This is a genomic window from Streptomyces sp. NPDC058664 (assembly GCF_042716635.1).
GTDB lineage: Bacteria > Actinomycetota > Actinomycetes > Streptomycetales > Streptomycetaceae > Streptomyces.
The window spans coordinates 26,491-45,541 of the sequence record NZ_JBHXRW010000058.1 but is presented as its reverse complement, the minus strand read 5'-3'; the positions used below and the strand labels follow the sequence as shown (position 1 = coordinate 45,541).

Here is a 19,051-nt window from a genome sequence, read left to right as displayed (position 1 = left end):
GCTTCTGCCTCCGATCGAGATGCGGGGTCGGCTTGACCCCAGGGCGCTCATTGGTCACATGGCGGCACCCGGGGACAGTGTCCCCGTCGAACCGCTCTGGGGGCCGCGGGGCTTCGACATGGCGTCCCTCGACCACGCGATGTGGTTCCACCGGCCGTTCCGCGCGGACGAGTGGTTCCTGTACGACCAGGAGTCCCCGATCGCGACGGGCGGCCGGGGCCTGGCCCGGGGCAGGATCTACGACCGCGAGGGCCGGCTCCTGGTGTCGGTGGTCCAGGAGGGCCTGTTCAGGAAGATCTGAACGGGCCCGGTCACTCGTACTCGGTGCCGCCCTTGCGGGTCAGGTAGGCCGGGCTGACCGCCTTGGCGATGGCCCGGCCGCCGACGACCGGGCTGTACCGCTCGGTCGCGGACCGGATCACGACGCCCTCCCGCAGGTGCGTCTCCCGTCCGGAGACGGTCTCCCGGCCGCTCGCGTGCGCGAGGACGGTGTCCAGGTCGTACGGGCCGGAGTACAGCCGCGGTACGAGCGGGACCTCGCCGGCCTCCAGGACCTCCGCCGGGTCCAGCCAGCGGATCTGCCCGTCGATCTCGGCCGACACGTCGAACAGCGCGAACCCGACCGTCCCGCCACGGCCGTCGGCGCCGTACGCCAGGTCCTGCACCCCGGCCCCGTACACCTCGCCGAAGAGGCCGACGCGTCGGGCGCCGAGCCGCTTCGCGAGCCGCTCGGCGACGGCGGGCAGGCCGTGGCCGTGGACGGCCCGCCAGTACAGGTTGCGCGGGTCCTCCTTGAGGGCGAGGCCCTTGGCCCCGTACCCCTTGGAGGAGACCTGCACCCGCCCCTCCTCGGCGTGCAGCGTCAGCAGGCAGGCCGTGCCGTGGAGCTTCTCCGTCAGGACGACGGGCTCACCGGGCTCGAAGACGTCCGGATAGCGCTGGAGGTTCTCGATGTCGACCCAGGGCAGCAGGTCGGGCGCGGACTCGACGTCGCCGTCCATGGTCGTGGGAACCGGCGGCGCCCACTTGGTGATGCCCAGGATCTCCGCGAAGTCGGTGCCGTCGGCCGCCGCCCGTGTCAGGTCGGTGTCCGCGAGCGCGCCGGGCCGGCACACGATGCCCTGGGACAGCTCCCCGCGCAGCCGGACCGCCTTGACCCGGTCCGACTGCTTCCCGGCGAGCCGCCCGGTCAGCCCGAGCTCGTCGACGAGGGCGGCGGGCAGCACCGCCTGCTCCGGGATGTAGACGGCGGCGTCGCCGGTCCGGTAGGCCCCCTTGGCGACGACGGCCCGGTAGAGGCCGACCTGGGCCAGTTCCAGGGCGTCGGCGTTGGGGTGGGGATGGACGGTCAGGACTTCGGCGGTGACGCGCAGGGTCGACATGGTCAGGACTCCGGTCGCTCGGGTTTCGGTCTCATCGCACCCCACCCTGCCGGGCCACAATTCCCCTGGGCCACCGCGTTCTTGGCTGGTAATGTCGATCTCTTCGTCCGGACGCACCGCGTCGGCGGAGTCCCGACAGGACACCCCATGACCCCTTCCCCGCCGGCCTCCGCGCTCCGTCGGATCGACGCCGTCTTCGGCGGCATGACGGCACCCGCCGAGGGATGCCTCCACTGCTACGGCGCCGGGGAACTTGCGCTGCTCGCGGTGCCGCGCGCTCCGCTCGGCGACGACCTGGTGCGGATACTGATGCACGAGGTCCCCTCCCACTTCACTGATCATCCGGCGGTGGTACGGCGCCTGTTGCCGGAGTTCTTCTCCTTCGTCGCGCACGGGCGGTTCTCCGGGATGGCCTACCTGCCCACCGGGCTGGGCCGTACCGCCTGGCGGGAGTGGCCCGCCGAGCAGGCAGCGGCGATCGAGGGGTTCCTCGACGCGTGGTGGCGGGAGACCCTGGCCGACCCCGAGCCGGTGTACGGGGTACAGGCCGTCTGGGAGCTGTGCGCCGACATCCACGGCTCGGTGACCCCGCTGCTCGACGCCTGGGATTCGGCGCCCGGGGGCGGGGCCGAGGACCGGCATCTGGCCGGGCGCGCGGAGCACTGGCTCGACGATCTGCTCCAGGACGACGTGTCCCTCGTCGTGCCCTGGGGGTCCGAGCCGCTCGCCGAGCTCCAGGAGTGGCTCGTCACCCGGGCCGTGCCCCGGCTCGCCGGACAGGCCGATCCGCTGCTCGTGGCGAAGATCGGCCTGCTCGCCCTCGGCCCGGAGGAGCGGTGGCCGGCGTACGCGGAGCTGGTCGCCTCAGCCGGCTGACGGGTCCAGACCCGGCAGGGTGTCCTGCTCCACCTCGTGGCGGCGGGTGCGGATGTCGGGGGCCGGGGGGTGGAGTTTGGCGTCGCAGGTCGGGCCGAGGCCCGTGCGGCGGGAGTCGGCTCCGGTGAGGGGCCGGCCGCAGAGGCGGCAGCGGACCCGGCGCGGTCCTCCGTCCGGCGCGGAATCGATCGAGATTGCCAGTGGTTCGTCTCCCATGTTGAGATCAAACCTCATTTCGAAGAGGAGCTGTCCATGAGCCTGTACGACATTCCGCTGAAGACCCTGACCGGTGATCCGGTCTCCCTCGCCGACTACGGGGACCGTGCGGTCCTCGTGGTGAACGTGGCCTCCAAGTGCGGTCTCACCCCGCAGTACGCGGGCCTCGAGCGGCTGCAGAAGGAGTACGGGGAGCGTGGCTTCACCGTGCTCGGTGTCCCCTGCAACCAGTTCGCGGGCCAGGAGCCGGGCAGCGCCGAGGAGATCCAGACCTTCTGTTCGGCGACGTACGGCGTCTCGTTCCCGCTCCTGGAGAAGACGGACGTCAACGGCGAGGGCCGCCACCCGCTCTACGCGGAGCTGGTGAAGGTCGCCGACGCCGAGGGCGAGGCCGGTGACGTGCAGTGGAACTTCGAGAAGTTCCTGATCGGCCGCGACGGCCGGGTCACCCGCTTCCGTCCGCGCACCGAGCCGGACGCCCCCGAGGTCGTCACCGCGATCGAGGCGCAGCTTGTCTGACGCGCGTGTCGTCGAGCGGTTGCGGGCCGCGGGCTGTGTCTTCGCCGAGGAGGAGGCCGAGATGCTGCTCGCGGCGGCGGCCGGACCGGGCGAGCTCGACCTGATGGTCGAGCGGCGGGCCGCGGGCCTGCCGCTGGAACACATCGTGGGCTGGGCCGAGTTCGGCGGCCTGCGGATCGAGGTGGACGGCGGGGTGTTCGTACCCCGGCGGCGTACGGAGTTCCTGGTCGGGCACGCGGTGGGCCTCGCGCGGCCGGGGGCCGTCTGCGTCGACCTGTGCTGCGGGTCCGGCGCGGCGGGCGCGGTGCTGCTCGACCGGGTCGGGGGCGCGGAGGTGCACGCCTCGGACATCGAGCCGGCGGCGGTGCGCTGCGCCCGGCGGAACGTCGAGCCGCGCGGCGGCCGGGTGTACGAGGGCGACCTGTTCGCGCCGCTGCCGTCCGGGCTGCGGGGCCGGGTCGAGATCCTGGTCGCGAACGTGCCGTACGTACCGACCGAGGAGATCGGGCTGCTGCCGCCGGAGGCCCGGGACCACGAGCCGCACGTCACGCTCGACGGCGGCCCGGACGGTCTGGACGTGCTGCGCCGGGTGGCCGCCGAGGCGCCGGAGTGGCTGGCGCCGGGCGGGCGCCTTCTGGTGGAGACGAGCGAGCGGCAGGCCGAGCGGGCCGTGTCGGCCGTGACGGAGGTCTCGGGCGGCCGGCTGGCCCCCGAGGTGATCACCTCCGACGAGTGGTGGGCGACGGTCGTCGTCGCGACCCTGCGGTAGGGGCCGGGCGGCCCCTAGTCCGTCGTCCTGGGGGTGAGGCGGCAGCGGGCCGGGCCCGCTGCCTGGAGGGTGATCGCGGGGGTGACGGGCACCTCGGTGTCGACGGCCTCGAAGCCGTACCGCTGGAGGATCATCGACAGGGCGATCACCGACTCCAGCATCGAGAAGTGCTGGCCTATGCAGGCGCGCGGGCCGCCGCCGAAGGGGAACCACGCGTACCGGGGGCGGGCGGCCTCCGCCTCGGGCGTGAAGCGGTCGGGGTCGAAGCGCTCCGCGTCCTCCCAGTAGTCGGGGTGGCGGTGGGTGACCCACGGGGCGACGATGACGTCCGCGCCCGCGGGGATGGTGACGCCGCCGATCTCGGTGGCGGCGACGGCGCGGCGTCCGATGAGCGCGGCGGCCGGGAAGAGCCGCATGGCTTCCTTGAGGACCTGGGTGACGTACGGCAGTGCGTCGAGGTCGGCGGCGCCGGGGGTACGGCCGGCGAGAACCCGGTCGACCTCCTCGTGGGCGCGCTTCTGCGCCTCCGGGTGGAGGGCGAGGAGGTGGAGGGCGAAGCCGAGGGAGGTGGCGGTCGTCTCGTGACCGGCGAGCAGGAAGACGAGGACCTGCTCGCGCAGTTCGGTCGCGTCGAAGCTGCCGTCCTCGGCGCTCTCGGCCTCGGCGAGCAGGGTGAGGAGGTCGTCGCCCTCGCCGGGGGTCCGGTCGGAGGTCCGGCGTTCGGCGATGATGCGGTCGCAGACCTGGTAGAGCGCCTCGTGGACGGCGGCCGCCCTGCGGTTGCCGGGGGTGGGCCAGTCGCGGGGGATGCTGACCGGGGAGAAACCGCGGCGCAGCACGTAGGCGCCCAGTTCGGGGAAGCTGCGCTCGACGATCTCGACGGCGGTGTCCACGTCCGTGCCGAAGAGGATGCGGGCGACGGCACGCATGGCGAGGCGGGTCATCTCCTGGAGGACGTCGACCGATTCGGCGCCGCCGTTCTCCCACTCGCCGGTGAGGGTGGCCACCTCGGCGGCGACGGCCGAGGCGTAGCCGTCGACGCGACGACGGGTGAAGAGGGGCTGGACGAGCCGGCGCTGGCGGAGGTAGTCCTCGTCCTGGCTGGTGAGCAGGCCGTTGCCGAAGGACTCGCGGACCTCCTGGTAGAAGCGGTTGTCCTTGCGGAAGTTGGCCGACTCCCCGGCGAGGACCTGCTGTGCGCCTTCGGCGGAGAAGACGCCGTAGACGACGGCGCGGATCCCGGGTGGTCCCGCGGTGATCCGTACGACGTCGCCGTGCTCGCGCCGGGCCCTCAGGAAGGTGCCCAGGGAGTCGTTCTTGAGGTCGAACATGGAGCCGAGCAGCGGAAGTCCCGCGAGTTCGGGCGCCTCGGTCCGGGTGGTGCTGGCCATGGTCGGTTCCCCCTTGATCGTCACCGGCGTGGTGATTGTCCTCCACGAAGTAACCCACAGGTAGCAAGCCTCGAACAGCCGTCTCTATCTGGACGGTTGGCCGGAAACGTCCGTCCGTCTTCCGGATCCGGCCGTTGTCAGTGGCGTCTGGGAGGCTCGTCCCCATGGAGCGACCCGGACTGACCCTGCAACTGACGATCGACTGCGCCGACCCCCAGCGTCTGGTGCCCTTCTGGCTGGAGGCCCTGCGGTACGTGCCCGACCCGCCGCCCGAGGGGCACGCCAGCTGGCGGGAGTACTGGGAGGCGATCGGCGTGCCCGAGGAGGAGCTGGGCGAGGACGCAGGGGAGCTGCCGGAGTCCATCGTGGACCCCCGGGGCGTCGGCCCCCGGGTCTGGTTCCAGCGGGTCCCGGAGCCCAAGACCGTCAAGAACCGGATCCACCTCGACCTCAAGGTGGGCGGCGGCCGTGACGTTCCTCTCACCCTGCGTCGCGAGCGGGTGGACGGCGAGGTGTCCCGGCTGACGGCGATCGGCGCGACGATCCTGTACGCGATGGACGAGCCGAACGGCATGGACTACTACGCGGTCGTCCTCCAGGACCCCGAGGGCAACGAGTTCTGTGTGGTGTGACCGGGACGGGAGCGGGAGCGGCGTGGCGGACCCCACGTCCGTCGGAGGCCGGATCTGTCCGACCCAGCGCCTAGGCTGGACACCATGTCCGATACCGACCCGAACAGAGGCACCCCCGGCCCCACCGCTCTGAACGACGCGATCCGCACCCTGTGGGTACGCGCCGGAGAGGAGCGCCGCCCGCTGACGGCGGACGAGCAGCGGATCTACCGGGTGCTCGTGGCCGCCTGGACCGAGGCGGTACAGACGGAGCAGGAACTCGCCGCCTGAGTCCTGGGCCCGGGCCGCCACGAGCGCCGACAGGCCCCACCGGCCCGCACCGAGCCGGTGCGGGCCGGTTTCCCGTCCGGTCGGCTACTTCGCGAGCGCGCGGCTGATGACCATGCGCTGGATCTCGCTGGTGCCCTCGAAGATCGTGTAGATGGCCGTTCCATGGTGCCCGCCCGCTGACAGGGATGCCGCAGGGCCGGGAAAGACCTGCCAATACAGCCCACTCCCCCGTGTTGAGTAGGCGTTCCTCCGGGTAGCTCCGGCTTCCGTAGCCATGATCATCTCCCAGAAATCTCCCAGGGAGGCAGTGCGGCCATCCTGTGCGCGCGACAGAATGAGAACGACCCCCCTCCATCAGTCGGAGGGGGGTCGCCTTGCGTCGAGGCCGCCAACGAGCGGGCCACTGTCGGACAGCCTCGACGCGTCTATGGGTGACGCCGATCGCCTTACCGGCGGATCCGGGTTCAAGCCAAGCTTCACTCGAAGGAGTGAACGCCTGTTCGATATGTGCAACGTACTGCTAACCCTGCGGCGCGGACAACGCGAGACCGCAAGGCTGCTCCCAGGAAGCACGAGGTTATCTGCCACGTAGCAGATCAACCACCCCAGCTTACGGTGACTCTCCAAGATCGTCGCAGGGGTCACACATGGCAGAAGCGCTGCAGCAGAGGCTCGCCGCCCTGCTGCTGCAACGCATCCAAGAAGGCACTTACCCACCCGGTAGCGTCTTTCCCTCCTACCGGTCCCTTGCCGAGGAACTCGATGCCGGCCGGGGAGCCACCTACAGAGCCGTGCAGACGCTTCGCACGGCGGGGCATCTCGAGGGACAGCCGCGCGGACGCCTCATCGTCCGCGATGCTCCCGGTGTGCGTACCCTTTCCGACCCCGATGCAGAGTGGCCTTACGGCCGCGGCGAGACCGAGCGCTCCCGCCCCCGCGCCAACAACGACCTGGCGATCCGCCTCCGCTGCGAGCCGGGAGCGCAGGTGTCCCGGGAGAGAGTCGAGCTCCTCGACCCTGACGGCCGCCCCTCCATGCTTGTCACGACCTGGTGGCGCGGCCGACGCAGAGCGCACGTTGCGGTCAGGATCTCGGTGGGCCTGCACCAGGCCACGCAGGACGAAGCGCATCTGCTAGGCATGCTGACGGGGGCGGCGACGCTGCTGGTCGACCGGACCCGGCTGGACGCGGCCGGCGCGGTCACCGAAGTGGCCGACCTGATCCTCCCCGCCGATAAGTGGACGGTCGGAGGCTGAGCGTCAGGCCTGTCACACCCACGCCGTAGCCTTGCCGCATGACCTCGACGCCTGAGCAGCAGCCGGCGGACCGACTCGACGCCGCCGCGATCAACGACCGCATCCGCGCGCTGTGGGTCGGCGACACGCTGCCGGTCGAGCGGCGCGAGGAGTACGCCCGGCTCCTGGTCGCATGGGAGGCGGCGGTGCGCGCCGAGCAGGAGCTCGCCGCTTAGGATTCCGCTGTGCCAATCGAACTCACCGACGAACTCATCCGGCTGCAGCAGGCCGCAGTCGAAGCCGAGGTGAAGCTCGCCGTGCTCAACCCTGAGGGGTACGCGGAGAAGAAGCGCAAGGAAGCCGAGAAGGCCGCCAAGGCGAAGAAGTAGGGCTACGGCCGCCACTTGTCGCGGTAGTCGGGATGCGGCCCGTAGGGCAGGGCTAGCAGGCGAAGGGTCGGGCACGGGTACGGCAGCGGCCCGCCCTGGTCGCAGGTAAGGCAGACCGGCCCGTCCGCGTATTCGTAGTCGGCGGCTTGGTGCAGTTCGGCTAGGCGCCGTTTGGCGTCGACCTCGGCCAGTACCCGCGCGGGATCGTGGCGGACGATGTGTGCGCGGTCTCCCTCGAGCGGGGCGGACGCCACGTGGTGGTCAGAGCCTGGCGGCTGCCACTCGCGAGACGGCACGGCCTTGGTGTGGATCCAGCCTGAAACCGGGAGCACCATCCACTGTCCACCGGCCTCGCGGGCGGTCTGCTCGTCCTCGTCAAGGCGGGCGTCGAGGAACGCGTCGAAGTCGTCCATGGGGTCTCCAGGAAGTGCCCCGCCCCGGTGCATCACGCCGGGGCGGGTCCGAGTGCGTCTGCCAGAAGACGCGGATGGATTCCCCAACTGTACGAGCAGGCGCTGACAGTCGGGCGGGGAACGCCGGGACAGCGCGCGGCCCCGCCTGCATCGCAGCAGCAGGCGGGGCCGTGGCGGATCCCCCGATGGGGGTGGCGGGGAGGCCGTGCCGACAGCATGCACCCGGAATCAGCCACGGGGTAGAGGTGTGGCGGGAAAACGTCTGAACGGCGAAGGGCTACTTCTGCCATTCATCAGCTGCGTCAGCGCCGACATCGACGATGCTCTCCAGCAGCTCTTGCTGCTCGTCGGTGATGATGCCGTGCGCGCACGCTCCTTTGAGGAGTAGCGAGACGACCTTTATCGCCACGCGCAGCGACGCGGCAGTCTTCGGATCGGTTAGCGACTGACCATGACTGAGATACATGGCCTGCCACGTCTCGATCATGGGCTGGAGTTCCTCAGAGCTCGCGTTTGCCTTGAAGAGCGGGATCACGTTGTCGCTGTTGTCCATGCCGCAGTCTCGCCGACAGGGCACCGCATCCGCCAGGCTCAAGGCGGCCGCTGTCAGGCACAGCAAAATGCCCCCTCCCGCGCCGCATGGGCGCGAGAGGGGGCGTCGTCAGTTCTCAGGTCGGGGCTCGGGCTCGGGTTGCGGTTCGAGGACGCCCATCTCGACGAGGGTGTCCGCGTCCGCCGCGGTCAGGTCGACGACCGGCCGCATCGGCCGGTCGGGCGGGGGGTCGGTCACATCACACTCCGGTCCGGTTGTACTCGTCGACGAGCGGATGCACCGGCTCCGGCTCGATCCCCGCCTTGTGCATCTGGTCGGCCCACCGGTTGACCGTCCACGAGAAGGCCCGCAGCAGAGACTCGCACCGGGCCTGCCTGCTGCGGAGGCTGCCGTTCTCCTCGTCGACCCGCTTCACCGTCGCCTGCAGGACAGCCAGATCAGCGGCCTGCTGCTGCGGGGCAGCCGACGCCTTCGCCGCCTTGACCGTGGCCCGCGCCACGAACACGCCACCCCCACCAAGGATGCCGCCGGCAGCCCCCACCAGGGCCGCCCAGTCACCCACGTTCATCCGACCTCGGCTTTCCGAGCACGGCACGGAGCTGGGGGACCGATGTCTCGGGCACCGTGCTGGCCCACAAGATGACCCCCACATGGGAGGTCAGGTACCAGACCGCGACCCAAACGGCGCGGGAGTAGTCGCCGGCCAGGACCGCCGCCAGATAGGCGATGGCCCAGACCGATGGGGGGATCAGCGCCGCATAGAAGCCGTACCTGTCACGGCCGATACGGAGGAAAGCAGAGAAGCACGTCACGAGACCGCAGACGATCCACAGCCAAGCCCAATGCTGCAGAGAGCAGACCTGGGTGAGGAGCTCCAGGCCCAACGGCTGCGGAGGATCCACGAGGAAGGACACACCCCAGCACGTCTTGCCGGTGCCGAGGATCAGGAGGAACGCGCCGCGGCGGCCCAGGTGCTTACGGGCCCGCCGCAGCACCGCGGACCGCACCTACACCCCAGACAGCGGGCGGCCCGAGGTGGTCGGGCTGACCTGGACTCGGGTCAGCAGCGTGAGCGCAGTCAGGACCACGGTGTTGATCGCGCCGATCGTCTCCTGCGACACCTCGTACCCGAACGCCCCGACGAGGACCGCGCCAGCGCCGACGATCGCGGTGAACGCCTGCGGGGCGACCGGCCGAGTCAGGGCCGCGGCGATCCCGCCGAGGACCGCGGTGGCGACGCCGACGATCGCGCCGGCCTGGGTCGCGGTGAGGCTGGTGATGCCGAGGGAGACGACGAGGCCGAGGACGGCCGCCAGGGTGTTGAGGATGACGACCGGTTCGCGTCCGAAGAGCTTCATGATGGGGTCCGTTCAGTTGGTGAGTCGGGCGGCGAGCTGATCCGCCAGCTTCTTGGAGAGGGCGTCGATCTGGGTCGGGGTGAGGCCGGTTCCGCCCAGGCCCTTCACGGTCTTGTCGACGTCGCGGAGGAGCTGGTTCATGTCGCGCTGGTCTGCGATCCCGGGCTGCTTGTACGTCCACGGGGCGACTGCGAGCTTGGCCTCGATCCGCCGCACGGCGGCCGCGGTGTCGACGAGGAGCTTGCGCTCTTCGGGGGTCATGTCGTCCTCCTGCTCGGGGGGTGCGGTGTCGCCCTTGGCGACCGCGAGGATGCGGGCGAACGGCAGGGCGCCGGGGTCGCCGTGGTCGTTCTCCGGAACGTGCTGGTGACCGCACCACCCCGTGAAGCTGGTCCAGTCGGCGAAGCTCATGCGGACGGGGCTGTCGCCGTAGCTCGCCGGGTAGGCCAGCCACACAGAGCGCCCAGTCAGCGGGATGCCGTGGTTGTCGTGCAGCCACCGCATCAGCGCCGCCACGTCACGCACAGCCCAGTCCGGCGGCTCCGGCCAGTAGATGTGGGCGATGCCCTTGCTGGTCCACGAGCGGTGGGTGGCCGGGTCGCACGTGCCGACGAGCTCCCACTGGAACGCGTTGGCCTGGTTCGTCTGCACGCCGCCGGCCTTGTTGACGAGGGCGCGGGCCGACTCGTCGACGTCGAAGTGCTGGTGGTGGACCAGCCGCCGGTTCTTGAAGTCCGGCACCGATGTCACGGTCGGAGCGCTGGCGCCCCCGCCGTAGTTGTAGAGCGTCGGGCCCTCCGTGGTGTGGATGACACCGCAGTTGACCTCCATGTCGGAGCCGCTGTAGCGACCGTCACCGAAGAACAGATCGAAGACGGCGCCTGGGATGCGCTGCGGCCCGGTTCTGGCCATGAGGCCTCCAGATATGACGAAAGCCCCGGCCGGCGGCTCGGGGCGAGGCGGGGAAGCGGCAGGTCAGGCGATCTCGTACACGAGCTGGCCCTGCAGGTAGTTGGTCGAGGCTCCGACCCAGCTGTGGGGCACGGTCGCGTTCCACTCGGTGCCGCGCTCGTGTGCGTAGAGCCTGGAGATCGAAGAGTTCTTCAGCACGCCAACGGTTCCGGTGACCCACTGGGTCGCGTTGTGGCCGCGAGCGGCGCCCAGGTAGTTGAAATTCACTGACGAGGTGGCCGGATTGGCGGCCGTGAACGGGAGGCTGAAGCCCCATGCGCCAGTGCCGAAGGTACTGGTCGTGCCGAACACGAACTCGAAGTTCGCGGTGCAGATCTTCCCGACGAGCTTGTACCGGCCGAAGCGAGTGCCGTTGCCGAGGGCGGGCGCGGTGCCGGTGCTCGTCCAGTCTGGGGTGTAGCTGGTCCAGCCGGAGATCAGGTCGGTCCACTGGTCGCGGATCTCCGCGTTCAGCATGGCCGCGGTGACGACCTCGCCGACGACCCAGGTGCGGGGGGTAGCGATGGTCATCAGGCCTCCAGGGTGGGACGGGCCGGATCGGTCGGGTCGGTGGCGGCCCACCAGTTCCGTTCGGCGACGGGCAGGTCGGCGAGCTGCTGCTCGACCGCGGCGACGTCCGAGGGGAAGGCGAGCTGCCACCAGCCGGTGCCGCATTCCACGCACCACATGCGAGGGTCGGCCGGGGTGACGATCTGTGCCGACATGCAGGTGCAGTCCGCGACCCACCGACCATGATTTACGCGGGCGTACAGAGGATGGTCGAGGACAATGCCGTCGCCGATGGGGATGCGACGCTGGTGCTTCTCCTCCCACCAACGGACCGCGCGCATCGCCGGCGGTTCGGCGTCCCACTTGCCGGGGGGCAGGTGGGGCGGCGGCAGGTAGAAGTCCTCCGCCCGTGTGATCACTCCCATGGAACTCCGATCAGTAAGCGAGGCGGGTGGTGGTGCCCAAGACGCTGTACGTAGGGTCATCGAGAACCCAGACAGCGCCGATGTCGGCGCGCGAGGTGTGGAAGTTCAGCGTGTGCTGAGCTTCCCTGATCTCCTCGGTGTAGCCCTCCACGAGCACCGTGGAGCTGGGGGAGATCGCCTCGTCAGGCAGGTCCGTAACGGTGAAGACGGTGGAGACGTCGGCGTCGAGGAGCGCCCGGTACGTGGCTGTCGACAGGGTCGCGGCCTGGACGGGGAGCTGCCGGATCTCCGGCTGCGGGTCGGCGTACCGGATGACCAGCCACGTCGCCGCGTCGAGGACCTCGTTGTCGGTCGTCTTCAGGACATCGAGCTGCTGCTCGACGATCCCGTCGAGAGCGATCGACGTCGCGTCCTGCACCCGCTGCGTCGCCCCGCCCGGGCGCGTGGCTCGGACCAGGTTGACCTGCTTCTGGTCGTCGTCGCTGACCTCGACGTCGGGGGTCTCCAGGTCGGCGTAGGGGATCGTCAGCGCCGACGTCGGGTTGTAGCGGACGCTGCGGCTCTGGAAAACCATCTGCGCGCTCGCCCGGTCGGCGAAGAGCCTGCCGTTCTCGGTCCGTTCCACGTCCCGCATGTGCGTGAGCGGCGACGAGCCGAGCTGCCCCTGCGACGCCACCGCGCTGAACGACCCCTGCGGGATGACCGCGGGGATTTTGGCGTAACCGCCGAGCCGGTACATCCGGATCCACGACGACTCGCCCGCATGCCCGGTCATGCCCGCCGTGTAGTGCTCGACGAGCTCCGAGATCGCGGGGAAGCCGCCGGTCCTCACGTAGGCGGCGACGTGGCTGATCGTGCCCGACCACAGGCCGGTGCCGAGTTCGTTGGCGCCGACTTTCAGGGTGATCCGGTCCGTCCACGTGCCGGTCGCGACGGCGTACTGCACGCCGTCGACCCACACGTCATGGCCGGCCTCGTCCCACACCAGGTGGTGCGAGGCTCCGTCCGCCAGGTTCGGGGTAGCGACCGTGTGCGTGGTCGGCCCGAAGCTGAAGTACTCGACGATCTGGAGCTTCCCGGTCCCGGACTCCAGCTGGAAGCGGATGCCGGAGTCGAAGGCGGCTGCCGCGCCGGACGACCAGGTCATGATCGTGCGGCCGGAGGTGGACGTGGAGAACCACGCCTCGAACGCCTGGTCCCCCGGGATCGGGCTGCCGGTGCTGCCGTCCGAGGTGAGCAGCGGCGAGACCGTGCACTGCAGGTACTTCCCGGCCGAGGCCGACGACGGGGTGAACGTCGGCGTGGGCAGGTCGTCCGACGGCGGGCCGGTGCCGGTGCCGAACTCCAGGGTGCCGCCGACGCTGGTCTGCTGGATCGTGAGCGACGGCCGGGCGTAGCCGGACTGGTCCCCGCCGGACATGCTGCCTTCCGGCTCGGACAGCGGGTAGTACAGCCGGGCCTCGTCGCCCTGGACCTCCTCGACCAGCATCGGGCCGAGGGCCGGGCGCCGGCTGAGCCACTTCATCATGTCGCTCGCGGTGATCGTCACCGTAGAGTGCAGACCCGCCCAGCCCATCGGCCAGCTGGTGACCATGCCGTAGAAGCGGTGGTGGTGGGTCGCGGCCGTCGACGACCAGGCGGTCGCCGACGAGCCTTCCTCGACCTGCCCCTCGTCCAGCCAGACGGCATCCCCGGTGGTCGGGGATGTGGTGGTCGTGGTGATCCGCAGGGTGTGTGAGGCGGCGGTCGTCGTCCAGGTGACCGTGATCCGCTGCCATGTTCCGGTGAGGGTGGACGCGGTTCCGATCGTGGTGCCGTCGATGTCGAGCCGGACGGCGGGGTCCCCGGCCGGCACCCACACGTAGACGGACGCCGTGTACGGCACGCCGATCGTGAGCCCATACAGCGGGCACTGGAGGACTCCGCCAGTGCCCGAAGTCGACCAGCTGATCTTATGGGCGAACGAGCCGCTCTTGACGTGCCCCGTGTCGACACCCGCGCCGCTCGGCTCCTGCCCGTCAGGAGCCGACCAGCTCCCGTCGTCGACCTCGAAGCCGGGCTGGACCAGGTAGTTCTTCCCGCCGAGGACCGTGCTGATAACCCGGATGGGACAGTTGCGGCGCACGTTCGGGTAGTACGGCCCGGCCCGCCCCGGGGTGAAGCGGCCGTCGGAGTTGTCCAGATCCAGGGTCATCGTGCCGGTCTGGGTGTCCGCGCGTTCATCGGACGCCCCGCGGGTGATGGAGATCCCCTCGGTGGCCGAGAGCTTCACGAACTGGGTGATGTCCGTCCACGCCAGATCCGGCGCCACCGCCGAGTACCCGAACCCCGCCTGCACTGTCACTCGCGTCATCCGAGACCCAGCCCTCCCCCGCCGTTGGTGCGCTTCAGCTTGATGAGCACCTTCTGAACCTCCTGGCCGACGCGCACCGGATCCATGGCGCCCTCGATGTGGAAGTGGTTGACGACCGTAGCCGCCCCTGAGGCGCCGACGCCGAGCCCGGCAGAAGGCCGCCCGGGCATCGGCCGCATGCCCGCCATGCGGGCGGCGACAGTGTCGACTGCCCGGCCCACGCTCGGCAGCGAGGCGATCGTGCCGCCGGAGAGGCCCTGGCCGAAGTTCACGCCGATCGCGTGCGCCACTCGGCTCGGGCTCTTGATGCCGAGGGCCTTCTTGATCGCGGCCTGCATGCCCAGGGCGATCGCGATCATCTGCTGCTCGATGGCCTTCTGCTGGGACTTGAGCCCGTCGACCAACCCCTTGGCCGAGTTGACCCCGGCGTCGTACAGGGTGCTCGCGCCGTGCCTGGCGAGGCTGTCGGCCTCCGTGTCGAGCTGCGCCTGAATCGAGTTGACCTGCTTGAAGTCGGCGTTCGTCATCCCGGCGAGCGCCGCCGCATAGGCGAAGCCTTCCTCCGGCCCCATGGCGAGGAGCTGGCGGAGCAAGTTTTTGCTCAGCCCGCGCTTGGTCAGGGCGGTGATGTAGCGAGTGAACTGCCGGAGCTTCGCCAGCTTCTGCTGGAGGCCCGCGCGGATCGAGCCTGGGGTGACCTGCGCCTGTTCGAGGCCGAGGCTCGACAGCGACGCGGCTCCCTGGGCCGTTGACTTGACGCCGGCCCGGTAGTTCGCCTGCTCCTCGATGCGCGACTTCAGGAGGTTCTGCGCGCTCACGATGCGGGCCGTGAGGGCGTCCCGCTTCGTCGCGAGCGTCTGGAGCTTGGCGTGCTCGCGGTTGACCATCGTGACCAGACCGGAATCCTTGTTGGTCTTCTGGCCCTCCCACGCCTTCCAGATGTCCTTGACCAGGTCCATCGCCGTCGCCCTGATCGCGGCCTTCGACCCGGTCAGGCCGCGGACGATGCCCGCCTTCACGTCGGCCATCAGGGCCTGCATCTTCTTCGACGGTGACGCGATCTGCAGCTCGGCCCGGACACCGGCCTCCACGCCGGCCGCCATGCCGCGGGCGGCCTGCTCGACCCCGGCTCGGGACTGCGACATGCCGGCCATCAGACCGGCGCCCACATCCTGACCGGCGCCAACCTGCCCAGCCATGCCCATCGAAGTGCGGTGGTCGTAGACCCTGGCGCCGGAGCCCTTGAACTGCACCAGTTCAGGGCCCTCTTCACCAACCCACGCCCACTCGCCCGCGCGCGGGGTACCGCCGCCGGCGTAACCGCCGATGGACTTGGTGAAGTCGCTGGCCGACGAGTGCGAGGCCCGGTACTGCACCATGATCGACACGGTCTTGCCCTGGACGCTGGCGATCGATCCTTTGGCCCGCGCGACCTGTGCCTGAAGCTGCGAAATCTCCGCCCGGATCGCGGCCTTCTTACTGTCCGGGACCGATGCCAGGCGGCGTTTCGCGTCAGCCAGCTTTGCCTGCAAGTCCTCCAAGTTGCCCTTGAGGCGGGCCGTCTTGTCCGGCGTCTTCAGGATCTGGTCCGCCAGACGCCGTGCGGCCCCCTCGTTCAAGCCCATCTGCTGGGCGTTCGCGATGAGCCGCTGCCGTCCACGGTCATAGATCCCGTTGACCGTGGACCACGACGCCCCGGACTCCCGCGCCGCCGACGCGGCAGCATCCGTCTTCGCGGCCAGGTCGTTCAGCGCGGTTGCTGCGGTCCGGCCCTTCTCCGTGGACAAGTCGAGCCTGCCACCGTTCGCCGCCCAGACGCCGGCGTTCTTCTTTGCCGCTTCCGACGTCGAGTCCACCGCCTGCTCGAACGCGATCTGCGCCGAAATGCCTGCGCGATTGGTGTCATTGAGCGCTTGAATGGCCTGCCGCAACCCGTCCGCACTGACCTTCTGTGCGTCGAGCTTCGCCTTCGTCGCCTGAGCCTGCTGCCCGAACAGCCCCATGCTCTGAGCTGCGAGATCCTGCTCGAACTTCGCGTCAGCCAGCGCCGACTGATACGCGTCCATGGCGCCGGTGAACGCGGCCGTGTCGCGACCACCCTGACCGTACTCGGCCGACAGCCGCTCCAGCGCCGCCGCAGCCTGCTCCGCCCGACCACCGGACACCAGGCCCGCGAGAGCCTGGTCGATGGCGTCGATGTGCTCCTTGGACTCCTTGACCGGAGTGGAGTCCCAGTTACCCAGGCCACCAAGAGTCACGATGAACTGCTGGACCTCGTCGGTCGTCGTCGGGTCGGTCAGCGAGCGGACCTTGTCATACAGACCGCCCAGGTCAGAGCCGAAGAGGCGGGCCGCCTCGCCAGTCGCCGAGCCCGTCGCGGACAGCTGCTTCAGCGACGTCGTCAGCTGATCCACGTCCGGCGGCGCCTGCCGGCCTATCTGCGTCAGCTCGGACATCGCGATCACGAACAACCCGATACCGGTGCCCGCCAGTGCGAGCTTCGCCCCGCGGGACAACGCGCCGAAGCTCGCAGTCAGCGCAGCCATCGGGCCAGTAGACCCGGCCGCCGCAGTCCGCATCGCGAGGATCGTGGTAGCGAACCCGGCCAGGGCCACCTTGCCTGCCGCCAGGCCGACGGCAGCGAGACGGACCGCTTTGATGGCGATGGCCAGCTGCAAAAGCGCGGTGATCGCCCCCGGCGGGACCGCGGCCACCAGCCCAGCCAAAGCATTGACGACCGTCAGCATCCCGACGCCGACATCAGACCCGGCCTGCAGAACGTGGAGAAGCGCCGTCGCCAGCGACTTCAGAGTGTCGGCGACGATCGGACCCTGCGCGCGAGCGAAGTCCATGAACTCGGCAAACCCGCCACTCACCTGGCCATTGGACGTCCGCATCAGATGGACAAGCGCGTCGTTCGCGCGCCGGATCGCACCCGTCGTGAACCCCTCGAGACGGGTCGCAAACGCGTCGAAGCCCGGCGAGGAGACCGCCCCGCCCGCGATCGTCATCAGCCGGTCCAGCTCCGACGACGCCCCCTGCACTATCGGAGTCAGCCGCGGCAGAAGGGCGCCCAGGACGGCGAACCCCTTCGTGACGGGCGCCATCGTGTGCTCGGCCAGCGAGTCGGACCAGCCCTTGTACTCGTCCTTCAGCACCGACAGCGCAGCCGCCGCCTGCCGAGTCGCCGGCGGCAGCTTCGACACCTGGCGCAGGTAGTCGGTCTGAGCCTTGACAGCCTCCTCCGACCGGGCGCCAGACTCTTCGACCGCCTCGGCGTACTTCTTCTCCGCTTCCGCCGCGTCGCCGAGTGGTCCGAGCTGCCCACCCAGTGCCGCGCCGAACGCGGCGAGCGCAATCCCCGCAGCGCCAGCCCCAGCTGCGATCGGCGCGAACGCCGCCGCCATAGGGATCGCCGCCGGCGCCAGACTGACTGCAGCGCCCTTCAGCGCGGCCATGGCCTTCGCGCTGTCGTGCGACGACCGGTCCAGCTCCGACAGGGAGCGGACCGAGTTGTTCGCGAACCGGCGCACGGCCGCATCGCTGTTGATGGACGCGGTCAGGACCCGGCGTGACATCCGCGTCGCAGAATCCCCGGCCCGGTCGAAGACCCGAGACAGCTGGTCACGGCCCTCGAGGACAAAGTTGAGCCGGGTCGACGCCATCAGTCACTCCCTGCGGTCTGGGCTGCGAGATGCCGATCGATCCACGCCACCAGCCGCTCGAAGTCCTCGATCAGGAGGTCGTCGACCGCCGGCGGCGGGATGTGGAGGAGGTGGGCGAAGAGGCCGAGGTACTGATCTCGCTGCTCGACGACGTCGGGTCGCTGCTCGACGACCTGAGCGCCTCCGGCTCGTCTTTTGGGGGCTCGGCGAGAGCCTTGTCGATCGTGAGCTGGGCATGCTCCTGGTCGAGCGCGGCCGGAAGGACATAGCCCTCGACGAGCGCGCGGACCTTGTCCTCGGTGGCCTCCTTCTGCTCCCAGGCGGCCAGCACCGCAGCCGCGACATAGGACTCGATCTCAGACCTGTCCATTCGCGTGCTGAGCTCAGTGACAGCCGGGTCGAAGTCCCCGAAGCGAAGAGACGGGTTGGCGCGCTTGGCGATGACCCAGGCCACCCCGCGCATCGCGTCCAGATCCTCATCGCCGAGGCCCTGAAGGATCTGCGGCCACTTCTGGTCGATCGTTCGAGCCACGATCGACACCTCCGACACCCGCAGCGAGCGAGCGTCGAAGTGCTGCTCCTCCCCGCCAGCCGGGGCATATACGACGATCAAGGGAGCTCCTAGGTGATGGTGCGGCGGACGTCGTCGAGGACGCGGGCCACCTCGGCCTGCATGCGGGGGGTGTGGCGCTGGACGGTCTTGTCCCACCACAAGGGGGTGGTCCACTGATTTGCCCAGCGCTTCTTGTTGCCGAAGACTGGGTGCCGGATACGGCCGTTCGCGCTGTTCATGACGGCCGGCATCTTCTGCAGATCAGACGGCAGCGACCAGCGGTCCACCCAGACCCGGGCACCTACAGGCCGGGTAGTGCGGACGGAGATCCGGACAGCCTCGGCGACGGTCGCGCGCAGCGGCCGGGTAGTAGAAGTCGGCCCTCCGCGCTTGCCAGGCTTACGAGCTTCAGACCGGATAGGGAGGGTTCGGATCGTGTTCTTGAGGTCGTCCCGTAGCGGCTCAGCCGCCCGCCGAATCCGGCGGGTCATCAGGGCCGCGATCCGGGTCTCGTCGGCACGGCGCAGGCGGCTGTGCAAGGCCAGCAGCTGGTCCGTGCCGAGGATGCGAACGCTGTCGGTCACGGCCAGG

25 protein-coding genes are annotated in these 19,051 nt (G+C 70.0%); 9 read left to right on the top strand and 16 right to left on the bottom strand.

What is annotated here, in order from left to right; translation table 11 throughout:
• Positions 1-301: acyl-CoA thioesterase (locus ACFWUY_RS33175; RefSeq protein WP_384118548.1), on the top strand; the 301-nt coding region annotated here is incomplete at its 5' end.
• Positions 302-311: 10 nt separating this feature from the next.
• Here the strand turns inward: ACFWUY_RS33175 and ACFWUY_RS33170 are convergent.
• Entirely contained in the window at positions 312-1,382 is a 1,071-nt protein-coding gene (locus ACFWUY_RS33170; protein WP_384118546.1) for an RNA ligase (ATP), read from the bottom strand.
• Positions 1,383-1,529: 147 nt separating this feature from the next.
• On the opposite strand from ACFWUY_RS33170, the gene ACFWUY_RS33165 reads away from it, so the two are divergent.
• Positions 1,530-2,258, top strand: coding sequence for a hypothetical protein (locus tag ACFWUY_RS33165; protein ID WP_384118544.1), 729 nt, complete (start codon positions 1,530-1,532; stop codon positions 2,256-2,258).
• Here ACFWUY_RS33165 and ACFWUY_RS33160 read toward each other — a convergent pair.
• The gene (locus tag ACFWUY_RS33160; protein ID WP_384118542.1) at positions 2,247-2,474 is read right to left on the bottom strand and encodes a DUF6011 domain-containing protein; all 228 of its coding nucleotides are present in this window, start codon (positions 2,472-2,474) and stop codon (positions 2,247-2,249) included. The genes ACFWUY_RS33165 and ACFWUY_RS33160 overlap by 12 nt on opposite strands.
• Positions 2,475-2,510: 36 nt before the next feature.
• Between ACFWUY_RS33160 and ACFWUY_RS33155 the strand changes: the two genes are divergently transcribed.
• Complete coding sequence (locus ACFWUY_RS33155) at positions 2,511-2,993, top strand: glutathione peroxidase (protein WP_384118540.1); 483 nt, start codon at positions 2,511-2,513, stop codon at positions 2,991-2,993.
• Positions 2,994-3,054: 61 nt separating this feature from the next.
• The gene (locus ACFWUY_RS33150; protein ID WP_384118550.1) at positions 3,055-3,762 is read left to right on the top strand and encodes a putative protein N(5)-glutamine methyltransferase; all 708 of its coding nucleotides are present in this window, start codon (positions 3,055-3,057) and stop codon (positions 3,760-3,762) included.
• A gap of 14 nt (positions 3,763-3,776) precedes the next feature.
• Here ACFWUY_RS33150 and ACFWUY_RS33145 read toward each other — a convergent pair whose 3' ends face one another.
• Positions 3,777-5,153 (bottom strand): cytochrome P450, encoded by a 1,377-nt coding sequence (locus tag ACFWUY_RS33145; RefSeq protein ID WP_384118537.1) that lies wholly within the window; start codon positions 5,151-5,153, stop codon positions 3,777-3,779.
• Positions 5,154-5,317: 164 nt separating this feature from the next.
• Here ACFWUY_RS33145 and ACFWUY_RS33140 point away from each other — a divergent pair, with 164 nt between their 5' ends.
• The 5 genes from ACFWUY_RS33140 to ACFWUY_RS33120 all read left to right on the top strand — a co-directional run bounded on the left by ACFWUY_RS33140 (position 5,318) and on the right by ACFWUY_RS33120 (position 7,679).
• On the top strand, positions 5,318-5,785 hold the full coding sequence (locus ACFWUY_RS33140; protein ID WP_384118534.1) for a VOC family protein: 468 nt from the start codon (positions 5,318-5,320) through the stop codon (positions 5,783-5,785).
• Positions 5,786-5,869: 84 nt separating this feature from the next.
• The gene (locus ACFWUY_RS33135) at positions 5,870-6,055 is read left to right on the top strand and encodes a hypothetical protein (RefSeq protein WP_384118532.1); all 186 of its coding nucleotides are present in this window, start codon (positions 5,870-5,872) and stop codon (positions 6,053-6,055) included.
• A gap of 647 nt (positions 6,056-6,702) precedes the next feature.
• Positions 6,703-7,311, top strand: coding sequence for a GntR family transcriptional regulator (locus ACFWUY_RS33130; protein ID WP_384118530.1), 609 nt, complete (start codon positions 6,703-6,705; stop codon positions 7,309-7,311).
• Between the two features lie 38 nt (positions 7,312-7,349).
• Complete coding sequence (locus ACFWUY_RS33125; protein ID WP_384118528.1) at positions 7,350-7,526, top strand: hypothetical protein; 177 nt, start codon at positions 7,350-7,352, stop codon at positions 7,524-7,526.
• 9 nt (positions 7,527-7,535) lie between these two features.
• Positions 7,536-7,679: a hypothetical protein gene (locus tag ACFWUY_RS33120; RefSeq protein ID WP_384118526.1), complete on the top strand. Its 144-nt coding sequence runs from the start codon at positions 7,536-7,538 to the stop codon at positions 7,677-7,679.
• Positions 7,680-7,681: 2 nt separating this feature from the next.
• Here the strand turns inward: ACFWUY_RS33120 and ACFWUY_RS33115 are convergent, their stop codons facing one another.
• The 13 genes from ACFWUY_RS33115 to ACFWUY_RS33055 form a co-directional block, all read right to left on the bottom strand.
• A complete protein-coding gene (locus tag ACFWUY_RS33115) occupies positions 7,682-8,092 on the bottom strand; it encodes a DUF6221 family protein (RefSeq protein WP_384118524.1) in 411 nt (136 codons plus the stop codon).
• Between the two features lie 277 nt (positions 8,093-8,369).
• Positions 8,370-8,645, bottom strand: a complete 276-nt coding sequence (locus tag ACFWUY_RS33110) for a hypothetical protein (RefSeq protein ID WP_384118522.1) — start codon at positions 8,643-8,645, stop codon at positions 8,370-8,372.
• 108 nt (positions 8,646-8,753) lie between these two features.
• Positions 8,754-8,882: a hypothetical protein gene (locus tag ACFWUY_RS33105; RefSeq protein ID WP_384118520.1), complete on the bottom strand. Its 129-nt coding sequence runs from the start codon at positions 8,880-8,882 to the stop codon at positions 8,754-8,756.
• Between the two features lies 1 nt (position 8,883).
• Entirely contained in the window at positions 8,884-9,213 is a 330-nt protein-coding gene (locus ACFWUY_RS33100) for a hypothetical protein (RefSeq protein WP_221746493.1), read from the bottom strand.
• Entirely contained in the window at positions 9,200-9,640 is a 441-nt protein-coding gene (locus ACFWUY_RS33095) for a hypothetical protein (RefSeq protein ID WP_384118518.1), read from the bottom strand. The genes ACFWUY_RS33100 and ACFWUY_RS33095 overlap by 14 nt, the downstream gene beginning before the upstream one ends.
• A gap of 12 nt (positions 9,641-9,652) precedes the next feature.
• The gene (locus ACFWUY_RS33090; RefSeq protein ID WP_384118516.1) at positions 9,653-10,003 is read right to left on the bottom strand and encodes a hypothetical protein; all 351 of its coding nucleotides are present in this window, start codon (positions 10,001-10,003) and stop codon (positions 9,653-9,655) included.
• 12 nt (positions 10,004-10,015) lie between these two features.
• Positions 10,016-10,915, bottom strand: coding sequence for a hypothetical protein (locus tag ACFWUY_RS33085; RefSeq protein WP_384118514.1), 900 nt, complete (start codon positions 10,913-10,915; stop codon positions 10,016-10,018).
• Between the two features lie 63 nt (positions 10,916-10,978).
• Positions 10,979-11,485, bottom strand: a complete 507-nt coding sequence (locus ACFWUY_RS33080) for a hypothetical protein (protein WP_384118512.1) — start codon at positions 11,483-11,485, stop codon at positions 10,979-10,981.
• Complete coding sequence (locus tag ACFWUY_RS33075) at positions 11,485-11,889, bottom strand: hypothetical protein (RefSeq protein ID WP_384118510.1); 405 nt, start codon at positions 11,887-11,889, stop codon at positions 11,485-11,487. The genes ACFWUY_RS33080 and ACFWUY_RS33075 overlap by 1 nt, the downstream gene beginning before the upstream one ends.
• Positions 11,890-11,899: 10 nt before the next feature.
• Entirely contained in the window at positions 11,900-14,242 is a 2,343-nt protein-coding gene (locus ACFWUY_RS33070; protein ID WP_384118508.1) for a carbohydrate binding domain-containing protein, read from the bottom strand.
• Complete coding sequence (locus ACFWUY_RS33065) at positions 14,239-17,907, bottom strand: hypothetical protein (RefSeq protein WP_384118506.1); 3,669 nt, start codon at positions 17,905-17,907, stop codon at positions 14,239-14,241. Before ACFWUY_RS33065 ends, ACFWUY_RS33070 begins: the two co-directional genes overlap by 4 nt.
• 70 nt (positions 17,908-17,977) lie before the next feature.
• Positions 17,978-18,520 (bottom strand): hypothetical protein, encoded by a 543-nt coding sequence (locus ACFWUY_RS33060; protein ID WP_384118504.1) that lies wholly within the window; start codon positions 18,518-18,520, stop codon positions 17,978-17,980.
• 8 nt (positions 18,521-18,528) lie between these two features.
• Positions 18,529-19,044, bottom strand: coding sequence for a hypothetical protein (locus tag ACFWUY_RS33055; protein ID WP_384118502.1), 516 nt, complete (start codon positions 19,042-19,044; stop codon positions 18,529-18,531).
• Positions 19,045-19,051 lie beyond the last annotated feature (7 nt).

Bases quoted from the DNA above. Each gene is read 5' to 3' on its own strand.
- ACFWUY_RS33170 (WP_384118546.1), bottom strand. From the start codon at position 1,382: ATGTCGACCCTGCGCGTCACCGCCGAAGTCCTGACCGTCCATCCCCAC.
- ACFWUY_RS33165 (WP_384118544.1), top strand. From the start codon at position 1,530: ATGACCCCTTCCCCGCCGGCCTCCGCGCTCCGTCGGATCGACGCCGTC.
- ACFWUY_RS33160 (WP_384118542.1), bottom strand. From the start codon at position 2,474: ATGGGAGACGAACCACTGGCAATCTCGATCGATTCCGCGCCGGACGGA.
- ACFWUY_RS33155 (WP_384118540.1), top strand. From the start codon at position 2,511: ATGAGCCTGTACGACATTCCGCTGAAGACCCTGACCGGTGATCCGGTC.
- ACFWUY_RS33150 (WP_384118550.1), top strand. From the start codon at position 3,055: ATGCTGCTCGCGGCGGCGGCCGGACCGGGCGAGCTCGACCTGATGGTC.
- ACFWUY_RS33145 (WP_384118537.1), bottom strand. From the start codon at position 5,153: ATGGCCAGCACCACCCGGACCGAGGCGCCCGAACTCGCGGGACTTCCG.
- ACFWUY_RS33140 (WP_384118534.1), top strand. From the start codon at position 5,318: ATGGAGCGACCCGGACTGACCCTGCAACTGACGATCGACTGCGCCGAC.
- ACFWUY_RS33135 (WP_384118532.1), top strand. From the start codon at position 5,870: ATGTCCGATACCGACCCGAACAGAGGCACCCCCGGCCCCACCGCTCTG.
- ACFWUY_RS33130 (WP_384118530.1), top strand. From the start codon at position 6,703: ATGGCAGAAGCGCTGCAGCAGAGGCTCGCCGCCCTGCTGCTGCAACGC.
- ACFWUY_RS33125 (WP_384118528.1), top strand. From the start codon at position 7,350: ATGACCTCGACGCCTGAGCAGCAGCCGGCGGACCGACTCGACGCCGCC.
- ACFWUY_RS33115 (WP_384118524.1), bottom strand. From the start codon at position 8,092: ATGGACGACTTCGACGCGTTCCTCGACGCCCGCCTTGACGAGGACGAG.
- ACFWUY_RS33110 (WP_384118522.1), bottom strand. From the start codon at position 8,645: ATGGACAACAGCGACAACGTGATCCCGCTCTTCAAGGCAAACGCGAGC.
- ACFWUY_RS33100 (WP_221746493.1), bottom strand. From the start codon at position 9,213: ATGAACGTGGGTGACTGGGCGGCCCTGGTGGGGGCTGCCGGCGGCATC.
- ACFWUY_RS33090 (WP_384118516.1), bottom strand. From the start codon at position 10,003: ATGAAGCTCTTCGGACGCGAACCGGTCGTCATCCTCAACACCCTGGCG.
- ACFWUY_RS33085 (WP_384118514.1), bottom strand. From the start codon at position 10,915: ATGGCCAGAACCGGGCCGCAGCGCATCCCAGGCGCCGTCTTCGATCTG.
- ACFWUY_RS33080 (WP_384118512.1), bottom strand. From the start codon at position 11,485: ATGACCATCGCTACCCCCCGCACCTGGGTCGTCGGCGAGGTCGTCACC.
- ACFWUY_RS33075 (WP_384118510.1), bottom strand. From the start codon at position 11,889: ATGGGAGTGATCACACGGGCGGAGGACTTCTACCTGCCGCCGCCCCAC.
- ACFWUY_RS33070 (WP_384118508.1), bottom strand. From the start codon at position 14,242: ATGACGCGAGTGACAGTGCAGGCGGGGTTCGGGTACTCGGCGGTGGCG.
- ACFWUY_RS33065 (WP_384118506.1), bottom strand. From the start codon at position 17,907: ATGGCGTCGACCCGGCTCAACTTTGTCCTCGAGGGCCGTGACCAGCTG.